The organism is Marinomonas balearica, from assembly GCF_004362145.1.
Classification (GTDB): Bacteria; Pseudomonadota; Gammaproteobacteria; order Pseudomonadales; family Marinomonadaceae; genus Marinomonas; species Marinomonas balearica.
Window position 1 is genome coordinate 247919 of the sequence record NZ_SNXC01000010.1, and the last position, 12226, is coordinate 260144.

General features: G+C 45.1%; 8 protein-coding genes. 3 read left to right on the top strand and 5 right to left on the bottom strand.

What is annotated here, in order from left to right:
* Window positions 1–73: 73 nt before the first annotated feature.
* From DFP79_RS06270 to DFP79_RS06290, 5 genes are read right to left on the bottom strand one after another with little or no spacing between them, the layout of a single operon-like run.
* Window positions 74–1090, bottom strand: coding sequence for an ABC transporter ATP-binding protein (locus DFP79_RS06270; protein ID WP_133503084.1), 1017 nt, complete (start codon window positions 1088–1090; stop codon window positions 74–76).
* Complete coding sequence (locus DFP79_RS06275) at window positions 1087–2085, bottom strand: ABC transporter ATP-binding protein (protein WP_133503085.1); 999 nt, start codon at window positions 2083–2085, stop codon at window positions 1087–1089. The genes DFP79_RS06270 and DFP79_RS06275 overlap by 4 nt, the downstream gene beginning before the upstream one ends.
* A 19-nt stretch (window positions 2086–2104) precedes the next feature.
* Window positions 2105–3046, bottom strand: coding sequence for an ABC transporter permease (locus DFP79_RS06280; RefSeq protein WP_133503086.1), 942 nt, complete (start codon window positions 3044–3046; stop codon window positions 2105–2107).
* Window positions 3043–4023 (bottom strand): ABC transporter permease, encoded by a 981-nt coding sequence (locus DFP79_RS06285; protein WP_133503087.1) that lies wholly within the window; start codon window positions 4021–4023, stop codon window positions 3043–3045. The genes DFP79_RS06280 and DFP79_RS06285 overlap by 4 nt, the downstream gene beginning before the upstream one ends.
* A complete protein-coding gene (locus DFP79_RS06290; protein WP_133503088.1) occupies window positions 4023–5654 on the bottom strand; it encodes an ABC transporter substrate-binding protein in 1632 nt (543 codons plus the stop codon). The genes DFP79_RS06285 and DFP79_RS06290 overlap by 1 nt, the downstream gene beginning before the upstream one ends.
* A gap of 312 nt (window positions 5655–5966) precedes the next feature.
* Between DFP79_RS06290 and DFP79_RS06295 the strand changes: the two genes are divergently transcribed.
* From DFP79_RS06295 to DFP79_RS06305, 3 genes are all read left to right on the top strand, one after another.
* Entirely contained in the window at window positions 5967–6557 is a 591-nt protein-coding gene (locus DFP79_RS06295) for an acyl carrier protein phosphodiesterase (protein ID WP_133503089.1), read from the top strand.
* Window positions 6558–6614: 57 nt separating this feature from the next.
* A complete protein-coding gene (locus tag DFP79_RS17955) occupies window positions 6615–6803 on the top strand; it encodes a hypothetical protein (protein WP_133503090.1) in 189 nt (62 codons plus the stop codon).
* Window positions 6804–6885: 82 nt separating this feature from the next.
* On the top strand, window positions 6886–12225 hold the full coding sequence (locus DFP79_RS06305; protein ID WP_133503091.1) for an RHS repeat-associated core domain-containing protein: 5340 nt from the start codon (window positions 6886–6888) through the stop codon (window positions 12223–12225).
* Window position 12226: the final 1 nt, after the last annotated feature.

A 12226-nucleotide genomic window follows, 5' to 3' on the forward strand; every position in this document is an offset into this window, starting at 1 on the left:
CCTTGCGACAAAACACAGGTGTTAGTGCGCTTTTTATCTATTGCGTCGATTGACGGTTTAGTTGATGTCACGATCATGAAGTTTGATCCTCTTCATGTACATGGCACGCAATACTTGAACCGTCTTTCTGTTTTTTCATGATGGGAGGCTCAGAAAAGCAACGGGGTGTTGCATCTGGACAGCGTGCTTGAAAAACACAGCCAATGGGTTTTTCCATCGGAGTTGGAACTTCACCGCTCAGCCTAATCAGTTCAGGCGCATTTGTATCCAATCGAGGGATGGCGGAGAGAAGCGCCTTGGTATAAGGGTGTTTAGGGGCTGAAAATAACGTTTCTCTAGAGGCAAGCTCGCATACTTTACCGAGGTACATTACAGCAACGCGTGTGGCAAAGTGTTCTACGACGGCCAAATCGTGCGTGATAAATAAATAAGTCAGGTCCTGTTCTTCTTGTTTATCCATCATGAGGTTTAACACCTGAGCCTGAACGGACACATCCAGTGCAGCCAGAGGCTCGTCGGCGACAATAAACTCAGGTTCCACAGATAATGCTCTCGCGAGAGAAATCCGTTGGCGTTGCCCACCGGAAAACTCGTGAGGATATCGATCCATCGCATCGGCATACAGCCCGACAGAATTCAGCAAACCCTCAATTTTTTCGTCGATGTTGCGTCGCTTCATTTGCGGATTATGAAATGAAATCGCTTCCCGTAGTGTTTGGTAAACGGTCATCCTTGGGTTTAATGAAGCATAGGGGTTTTGAAATACCATTTGCATTCGACGGCGGTACAACAGTCGCTGGTTATCATCTAAATGATCAATTCTATCGTTTAGATAGTGAATCTCACCCGAAGTGGGGGGCGTTAAGCCCATTAACGTGCGAGCCAGTGTGGATTTACCGCACCCTGTTTCACCGACGACGCAAAGCGTTTCACCCTTTAGGATCGTGAGGTTGACACCATTAAGCGCATACACACTTTCTTGTTGACGCTGAAACTTGCCTTTATTAAAACGAAAGGGGCTAAAGATCCCTTTGTCCTTGGTAAATGTCTTTTCCAAATGGCTGATCTGCACGAGAGGTATTTGCGTCATAGTAAGCCCTCCTGTGCATTACGTTCTTCTTCTAACATTTCCTCAATCATGAAACAGGAAACGGTTGAGATTCCGCTATGAATAAACTCAGGTTGCTGATCCTTACATTTTTCCATCGCGTATGGGCAACGATTATGAAACGCGCAGCCGCTTGGGCGGTCTGCCAGTGAAGGCATGCTCCCTTTAATTTGATTGAGTCTTTGTCCGGGTAATGCCATTTGAGGTAAAGCATTTAAAAGTCCCTGTGTATAGGGATGTTGCGGATCGTTGATCAGCTCTAATGTGGGGCCTTCTTCAACGATTCGACCTGCGTACATGACGAGGGTACGCTCGGCGACTTTCGAAACAATGCCTAAATCATGACTGATCAAAATTAAGGCTACGTCGTTCTTTTTGCAAATCTCAAGCAACAGCTGAAGAATCTCTGCTTGAATCGTAACATCGAGAGCGGTAGTTGGCTCATCGGCAATGATAACGTCTGGATTGAGCAGTAATATCGCGGCAATGATCACGCGCTGTCTCATTCCGCCCGAGAGTTCATGCGGATACTGATTAAAACGCCTTTCAGGAGAGGCGATTTGTACCGACAAGAGCTTTTCAATTGCGATGTTTTTCGCATCACGATACGTAATGTTCGTGTGACTTTTTATTGCTTCAACGAGTTGTTGTCCAATGGTAAGGACTGGGTTAAGAGTCATCATAGGGTCTTGAAAAATCATCGCAATCCGTTTGCCTCGGATTTCCTGCATCTGACGACGATTGAGACCGATAATTTCCTTCTTATTTAATTTGATGGAACCAGACTGTATATAACCAGGTTTGCTAATAAGATTAACAATGGAAAAGCCAAGAATGGATTTTCCTGCGCCGGATTCGCCAACGAATGCGATTCTTTCGCCTCGATCTAATGAGAAGCTGACGTCCATCAAGGCAGGCAGTTCCTGTTTTCCTAAACGGAATGCCACATTCAGATTTTTAACTGTTAATAAGCTCATGCTTTGCTACCGTTGCGCATCAGTGTTTGTAGGTACGTGGATTTAAGTAATCACGTAACCAATCGCCTAACAAATTCATAACCAGAATAAGCCCTATGAGAGCGACACTGGGAATGACGCAGATCCACCAAGCGCCTGAGAACAAGTAGCGAAATCCAGAAGAGATCAAAGCACCCAATGAAGGGTCGGTAGATGGCATGCCTAAGCCTAAGAACGACAATGCCGCTTCAGCAATAATGGCGTTTGCTATTTGAATGGTAAAAATAACTAAGACAGGTGTCAGAGTATTGGGCAAAATGTGTCGAAACATGATGCGTGTTTTGCTGATTCCCATGATGCGGGCAGCATCTACGTACTCTTTTTGCTTTTCGGCCAATACGGAAGCGCGCACTGTGCGAGCAAATAATGGCCATTCCGCTAAACCAATAACCAGTATTAACATGAACATTGCTAGATCTTCGTACACATTAATGCCGAACGCCGTCTGAAATAAGGCAAGAAACACAATTGCCGTCATAATGGTTGAGAACGACAGCTGGACATCTGCAAAACGCATTAAAAAGTTATCAAGGCGACCGCCAACGTATCCAGAAATTAATCCTAAACAAATTCCAATCAGCGCTTGAATGGCAACGGCCAGTATACCGATTGTCAACGACAGTCGTGTTCCATACAGAATGATGGAAAGTAGATCTCGCCCCTGTGAGTCTGTACCTAGAAGAAATCGCTCATCAGCACTGATCCAATACGGCGCGATTTCGGCATTTAGAAGATCTACAAAATCAGGACTGTTCACATCGTAAGGCGCTATTAAAGGGGCTAACATGCCTACGACACAGTAAAATATAAAGGCTGCACACACCATAATAGCGAGCTTATCGCCAATAACGCCCGTCCAAATATGATGCAATCTGCTTGAATGTGACGGGTGAGTAAAATCGGTATGTTTATGGCCGATCATAACGTATGGCTCTCAAATTTCACTGTTGGATTGGCCAACCCATAAATCAGATCGACTACGGTGTTTGTTAGGACGAAAATGCAGCCAACGACAATTAAGTAGGCTGAAATCAGCGGAGTGTCGGCTCTCCCCACCGCTTCAATGAATAAGAAACCCATTCCGGGCCACTGGAAGATACTCTCGGTAAATATGGTATACGCAATGAGTGTTCCTGTTTGGATTCCACCGATGGTAATGATTGGTAAGGCGGTATTTTTTAAGGCGTGGATAAAATAAATTCGCGCAGACGATAAGCCTTTTGACCATGCAAAACGAATGTAATCCGATTCGAGCACTTCGAGCATTTCGGCTCGAATCAAGCGAATAAAAATAGGCATAATGGCAATAGACAGTGAAAAAACAGGCAAGGCCAAATGGGCGAGTCCGTCTTTAGATAATAAGCCGGTTTCCCATGAACCAAATACATGTACGGTTTCCCCTCGTCCAAAGCTTGGCATAAGCTGCATTTGAATAGAAAACACATACACCATCAAAATCGCGATGATAAATATGGGAACAGATATTCCCAGTGAGCTGATGAGCATAACAGCTCTTGAAAAGAGACTACGAGGGTGAATAGCCGCGACCACGCCGCACGGTGTTGCCACAAGAATCATAATTACCAGAGTGCATACGATGAGTTCTAGCGTCGCTGGTAGCTTATCCAAGATGAGCGCCAATGCGGGTTCTTTGTGAAAGTACGATACACCAAAATCACCTTTAGCGACGCCTTGCAAAAAATGCCAATATTGAACCATTACAGGGTCGTTTAACCCGAGTGTTTCTCTTAATGCGTCACGTTCTGATTGATTCACGGTAGGGCTGAGTAATTGCTGCGTGGGGTCACCAATTTGGCTTTGAATAGAAAAGCTTATAATTGAGATGACGACCATTACGACGATCGCTTGAATGAATCGGCGAAGTAAAAAACGCAACATTACAGATTATTTCCTTCATCGCCTGAGATTACAAGACGGTCAATATGAGGGTAATTTTGATCATTAACGACATCTTCAAAATGAACGGTCTTTTTAGCAGCCCAATTTAAGGATTTCCAAAAAAGGGGAACTACCGCAGCATCGTCGTAAACTGTCCGTTCGATACTTTGTAACAATCTTATTCTACGTTCCGGGTTCATTTCCGTGTTGGCCATACGAATAGCCTGATTGATGCTGATGTTACAGTATTCACTTGCATTGTATGCCCCAAGCCCTGAATCGTCATTTTGGCACGCAACTAAAAATTCGAAAATATTATTTGAATCAAGTGTATCGGATTGCCACGTCATCATCATTAGATCAGCCTGGCGGCGATCCAGCTCTTGGAAATACTGAGCTTTAGGTAAGGTTTTTAGATTAACTTTAATGCCCACTTTAGCAAGCATAGCAGCGATGACTTCAGCAACCAGTTTGTCATCAACATAACGATTGTTAGAGGCCATCATACTTAGGTTCAGATTAGCCTCGTATCCCGCTTCTTTTAGTAATTGCCGCGCTTTGCTGAGATCGTATTCTGGCTGTATTTTAGGATCGTGACCGAGAAAACGATCTGCACTTAATTGACCTGCGGCTGTGCCATACCCTTTAAGTATTTTTTCGACAATCAGCCGTTGATTGATAGCAAGATTGATCGCTTTGCGAACCCGAATATCTTTAAGTGCCGGGTTTCTAGATTCATTCATATGCAAAAGCGTGATGCGGGAGCTTTGCAGTGCTCGCACCTTGATGCCTTTTACTTGCTTCGTTCTAGGTATGTCGATTGGTGAAATAGGGAAAATGAAATCGACGTCGCCCGATAAAAGAGCAGCGAGTCGGGTAGACGCGTTTCTTATCGGGGTGAGTATGAGTTTATCAACATTGCCCTTTGAATCGTTATCCCAATAGTCAGGGTTGCGTTTTAATACGGTTTTAATACCGGGCTGTCGCTCAACGATGTAATACGCGCCCGTGCCAGATACGTTTTTTGAAGCAAAGGTTTTGCCATATTTAACGATTTTGTCTCTACCTTGATAAAATGCTTTATCCATGGGAAACACGTACGTCATGATGTTCAATGTAAGCGGGTTAGGTGCAACGCTGATTACATCGATCGTGTAAGGATCGATAATCTTTGTTCCTTGGATCGTATCGAACATGGCTCTAAAGTCCGGAGACCCTTTCAGTCTGTTGAGCGTATAGGCAACATCTTTGGCACTGAATTCATTGCCCGATATGAAATGCACATCTTCGCGAAGATAAAAACGAACGGTTTTAGCGTTAATTTGTTCCCAGCGGGTTGCCAGTCTAGGCTCCAATGAACCGTCTTTTTTCCACCTTACCAGTGGGTCAAAAACCAAGTGAGAAAACTGTAAATTGCTTTCTGAGAGTAATTCGTGAGGGTCAAGCGATACAATGTTGTTGTCGAACGCCATTCGAAGCGTGGCTGCGTGAGAGTAGCTTGATAGCAGGCTTAATATCATACCTACCAGTACAATCCATCGCTTAGAGACGGTGTTTAAATGAGAAGACAGCGTATGTCTGGAGAGGTGTAGATTGGACGTTTTTTTATCGTTGATACAGTTGCTATTCATTTTAAGAGATCATTATTCGACAGAGGCAGTTCCTATCAAGTAGGCATATAAGTGCCTTCCTAACAGAATAACCATTAAGTTATTAATTTTGGCGTAAAACTACGCGTATTCTGTATAACCGAATTTTTGTATTCGGTTTTTATTTCGCCAACTGTTAGGGGATCCATGATCTTCAAGATCAGGCGATATAGTACAAATTTGAGTTTATGAATGCGAGTGTTAATATCGTCTAACATGGTAATCCTGACATTGAGGTCAATAATTGTCGCATATGAATAACAATAAGCGTCGTAAATGCTATGAGGTAAAGGGTTGAATTATATTGCGCACTTGCACATTGCAGATGTCACCAATACTTCATTTGTAGGCAACTTGATCGCCGATTTCGGCGGACAACCTCAGCGTGATTCTGAGCTTTATCAAGGGTGGGCGTTGCACCAAATGGTGGACTCGCTTGTAGACAATCATCAAGTGAGCCTTGAATATCGCCAAATCGAAAGAATAGGTCGTCGGCGGTTTGCTGGAATTGTGCAAGATGTTTTTATGGATTACTGGCTTATACGGCATTGGTCGGCATTCAGTAACGAGCCGTTTGAACGGTTTTCTGAAAGGGTGATAGAAGGGCTGTCGCAGGACATTTCTTTGTGCCCGCCTCGCTTATGTTCAATGGTTAAGTCGTTAAATGAATATAATTGGCTGCCTAATTTAGGAACCTTGGAAGGTATAGAAAAAGCCATTTACTCGATACAGCGACGTTGGCGTTTTGGACATCATTTATCGCCATTTCTAGACGACATACATACAGAAATCGCTTATGTTGAATCGGTTTTTCTCGCTCTTTATCCCGACGTTCTCGCAGCATCAGCAGCTTTTGAACAAGATCAAATAAAACCAAAAGCATAAAAAAACCGAAGTAACACGATCACCATTTATCGGGTTACTTCGGCTAAAAGGGCTGATGTGCCCGATCGAGAGAACACCCAGAGTAAATACGAAGTGGATCAGGTAATCACTCGTGTTTGTCTGGATGAAATTCAGTATAAGTTTAAACCAAAAAATAACGTTGATTTGGATCAGCACTTTAGGTGTTTGCTTTCTTTGCCTGCCTTAGCAGGCAAGCGCGCTTTACTTTATAGAAACCTCTTATAAATACAAAACTACTTGCAAACTGTAAACACCAACTCTAGACTCTTGCCCCGCATACCATAGATGAATCAAGGACGAATCTACTATGAGCGATCAGGATTATCGCACCGTGCTGCCTGCAGCACTGAACTCTTCAATTCATAATAGCGCGGATGAGCTTGCGCGAACGTCGGCAAATTCCAACGCTTTTGTGGGTGATAAAGAGGTTGTTAGTCGCTTACCTTCGCAAGCTAAACGATTGCTTTCTGGTCATTGGTCTGACTGGGGCGAGGTTTCAAAACACACCTCCAGCGAATGGCAGCATGCGTCTTCCGACGTTTTTCTGTGTTTAGCGCAAACACGAAGAGGCCAGTGGTATCGTGTTCGCCGCCCTTTTTCAAGTAGAAACCCTGATGAAAAACGAATTTTCGTCGTAAAAGACTGCGCACTTACTCGCAAAGATGCCTCTCATCAAACGGGTTCAATTGCGTCTGGAACGGCATCAGCTGCTCTAGTCCCCTCCGTTAATCAACAGAGCAGTGAGTCTCACGGTCACAATGTTGTAGATCACGTAACCTTTACTCTGAATCTGGCTTACGAAGACCCCGATGGTCAGGTTATTCCTCAATTAGATTATGTTGTCAAACGCGAAGACGAAGGCCGTCAAATCGAAATCAAAGGCCAACTTGATTCCTCCGCTCAAGCACAAGAGTTATTGGATGAGCCGGGTCGTTACTCCGTCACTTTTGCCCAAAATGAACGCGAACTTCAGAAGCTAAAAGCCTGCTTCAAAAAAGCGCTATCAGACACCATTCGGGACAATCAAACACGCAAAAATGAAATGGATGCCAAGCTCAATGAAATGGGCTTTTGGGAGGAAGGCTATGTGCTCTCTAGGGCTTTTGCTAATGCCTTTGTGGATCAAGCTGTGGACATTTCCGATGCAGTAATAGAAGGTATTTCGACTGTTGCGTCTGGCGCAGAAAAGCTTGCTTCTGATCTCTATGAAAAACTGGCCGATGGTTACAGTTTGGATGAGTTAAAAGGGGATTATGCGTATGTCTGTGACGAGTTCAATGAAACCCTTGATCAAGCCGAGAAGCTTTACCAAGTTTTAGAGGTTTTAGCGAGTGATCCAGAAGTGTGGCAAGCCTTAATACAGTTCCCTAAAGACTGGTTTGGTTCTTTGCCCACTGAAGAAAAAGCGGAATTCTTTGGGGCAGCCGCATTCGATATCGTCTTAATGATTGCCGGAACAATCGCGGCTGGACCTGCGGGCACCTCTGCTGCAATTGCCGCCAGTGGCTTGTCTAAGAGTAAAGCCTTAGTTCGAATCGTTTCTTCTCTACGCCCTCTCGTACAAGTATTGTTGTTCATCTACAAAGCCCCTAAGAAATACGCCATTGTTGTCTCGAAACGAGTTGAGCAGCTTACCGGCCGTCACCAAAAGAACACTGCTCAATTACCCAAACAATCACATCAAACTGCAACCACCCAATCGCAAAACGACAATGGTGTGCCAACCCTGACCAACGAACGGTGTGACAAAGAAGGCGATCCTATCTCCATGACGACAGGAGAAGAAATTACCGAAGCCACCGATTTTAACTTGCCCGGCCCGATTCCCGTAGAGTGGACGCGTGTTTATCGTTCCTCCGCCATTCGGGATTGCAGTGAACTGGGCTATGGCTGGAGTCACCCTTGGTATCTTCAGCTGCAACAGGAAGAAAACCAAGTCCGAGTGAGAACAGAGCAAGGGCTGACCGTTGCGTTTGATATTGATCCAGACCGCGTTAACGAAAATCTTCGAATCACGCACCCCAGTGGCATTGCTCTTCATAGAATTGCTGGCGTTTTTTCAATCCTAAAAGATGGCTTCATGTATGAGTTTCAGGCTGCACCGGAACGTGTCGACGGATTAACCTCGCTGGCGAAGCAGAAACTCAGCCGCATACGTACTCGCGACAACCTACATCATTGGGCTTTGCACTACGACGATAATCACAGCTTAATTCGTGCGACATCGTCATGGGGGACGCGTCTCGACTTTGATCTAGGGCGCAACGGCTACTGGCGTTCGATTCGACATACTGCTCAACAGCAAGCAACACAGCCAGAGCAACCTTTAAATAGTGAAAACGAGAGTTCTTCCAATACGGACTCTCTTGAAAGAGCAAAAACATGTGTACGTTATCGCGTTAACACACAAGGTGATCTTGTTGGTATTAAAACGCCATTTACACCGCCTGCAAGCTATAAGTATGAATCGCACCTTTTTGTTAAGCACAAAAACCAAACGGGGTTGGCTTTCTATTTCGAATGGGATTCCAGCACCGCCAGAGCACGATGCACCCGACAGTATGCTGCTGACGGACATTATGACTATCGATTTGAATGGCACGTTGAACCAAATGAGCATCACGTTACCGATGGTCGCGGCTATAAAAAACGTTATTTCTACAACGATCAAGGTCAAAAGGTTAAATACATCGACCCTGAAGGTCACACCCAAATCTGGGGCTATACACCCGAAGGAGAGGTTTCGTTTTATGTTGATTCAAATGGTCGAGAGCACACCTACGAGTACGACGATCAACAAAGGCTTACTCAATACCGTTTACCAACGGGCGAGACACGCCACATACGTTATTGGAAAGACACGCATCTGCCCGAATTTCTGAAAGATGAGCACGGCCAAATTACGCGTTTCACCTATGATCGATACGAACAACTGATTCGACGAACTGTTACTCCGTTTAACACCCAACAGGTAAGCGTAGAAGAGCGATGGCACTATGACGAACTAACATTGTTGTCATACATTGATCAGCAAGGTCGGCTGCATCGTTATAAATGGCATTCTATCTGGCCGGAGCCGATTGAGTATGCTTTGTATGACGGCGACCAACACGAACCTAGTCAAATTGACTATGTAGAAGACAGTGCTACTTTGCTGTCGAAGCAAACCTTTCAGTACGATACGGAAGGGCGACTACAAAGCGTCACAGATCAGCATGGGCAAACCGAACACTACCAATACGACCATCAAGACCGCCTGATCGTTAAAACAGACGCAACGGGGTCAACAGAAGAGTTTCAATACGACGCTGTTGGTCGCGTTATTGCTTATCAAGACGCCGTTGGCCGAGAAACCAGTTATCGATACGGTGTCTTTGCTCAGCTGTTGGAGAAGCGTTTACCGGATGGCTCCAGTGAACGTTACGAATACGACGAAGAACGTAATCTTATTGCCATCTACAACGGCAATGGTCAAGCACACCGAATGGAATACGATGGCTGTGAGCGTCGAATAAGAGATCGCTATCTAGACGGTCGCGAAGTGCATTACGAGTACGACGGTCTGGGTCGACGTATTCGACAAATAGAAGGGGAGATTGAATCTCGTTTTGAATACGACGAACGAGATCAACTTGTTGCAGAGCATCATCACCACGCGACAGACAACCGTAAAAACGTTATCCACCATTATGGTTATGATCAATATGGTCAGCTTAACAAAGCGGATAACGCATGGGCGAACATTGGTTTTGAATACGACGATCTAGGAAGGCTCACCAACGAAAATGTCACACACTCTTTTCCATTGGCTCTGGGAACCGTACAGGATTTTCGTCATCAGATTGAGATCGAAGGTTACACTGCCCTAAACCAACCTAAACGTGTACATTATCAAGCGTTTCATGCGGTCGCGAACACCACTCGATACTTGTTTTTAAAACATGGAACACAAGCCGCTTGGCAGTTCAGTCAAGAGATGCAATGGGGAGCTCACGGTCAACTTCAGCATCTTGCATTAACGCATGACAACCATCCTTATCAATCTATTCCTGTTATTCGCCGAGAGCACAATCCTTTAGGACAGATTACTCAACAGGTGCAAGGTCGTCACCAAACTGATTTTCAATATAACGACACCCATCAGCTCACAAAACAACAAACGCATCGCTTGAGTGAGCGAAACGGTCACACTGTACAGACTCGCGATTTAAGCAAAAAGACTTACAAATACGACGCTCTACAGCGTTTAAAAAGCATTCGAACTCAAGAGCATAGTGGTCGAAGTCACCAAATCGACTACGGCTATACCGACCGAGATTTTCTTACTCAAGTTTGTTCGACAGAATTAGGCACGACACAAGCACGTGAATCTCGTAACACCTATAAAACAGATAAGGCAGGCAACCTCCTTCCAGAAGGCGTGTCCCAACTGGACAACAACCGACTGCCATTCTGGGGGGATCGTCACTACGACTACGACCAATACGGCAACCTCGTTACCATCCGAAAAGGCAAGGACCAGTGCATTGAACAGCGCCTCATCTACAACGCCAAGCACCAACTTATGGCGTTTGAAGAGCGCAAACATGGCCAACTTACCCAAGCACTGAACTATCGATATGACGCATTAGGTCGTCGAACCGAAAAGCGAGTCTATAAAACCGAACGCCCAGAAGGGCAGACCGACTACCACAAAGACCAAAAACAATATTTCGCCGACGATGGCAGCGAACTCTGGTATCAATACAGCGAACGTTATGTCTGGCAAGGCCAAAAACTCATCCAAGTTCGCCAAGCCGACCACAACTTCGTCAACAAAACGTGGCAACACTACTACCTATACGAACCCAATAGCCACGCACCGATCGCTCTCTATGATCGAGATACTGGCGTTCAAGATATCGAAACCGACCACCTCGGCACCCCCATTGCCGTGTACCAACACGACACAGGTGAAACACTCTGGACAGGCGACTTCGAAACCTATGGCAAGCGTAAAAGCCAAAAAGCAGCTTTTCAAAAAGCCAGTAATCAAAAAGGTGGCAATCAAGAAGAATACAACGGCGACCAATACGACCCCAAACTCAGATTCCAAGGCCAATACGAAGACAAAGAAACCGGACTCTATCAAAACCTACACCGCTACTACGACCCACATACAGGTCGATACATCACCCACGATCCAATCGGATTACGCGGCGGTCTCAATGCTTACCAATACTGCCCGAATCCAGTAGAATGGATCGACCCGCTGGGGTTGAGTTGTAAGGAATCTGAGGAGGAATCTTCTAAAAAAGGGGATCTTATAAAGAGTGGAGCTTTCCCTGAAACAGCGGATGAAATGAGTGTTCTAATTGGATCTCCTAAGAAAGTGGGGACAACACCAGATGGTACATTGAGAACAATTTGGACTCCGAATTCTAGCACTAAGATTCGACATGAAAGTCACCCACATGGTTTAAAGCCCGGCGACCCTGGTTATAACCCTCGGCATCATGGTAAACATTTCCATGTCGAGACTAAGCCGCATGATATGTCTTGGAGCCAAGCAAAAAAACAAGGACAAATACTAAAGTCAAAACCGGAAGGTTATACGCTAGGAAGCGGTACTGGATTTTTATCGGGTGAAATATTCCCAGGATTGTAGT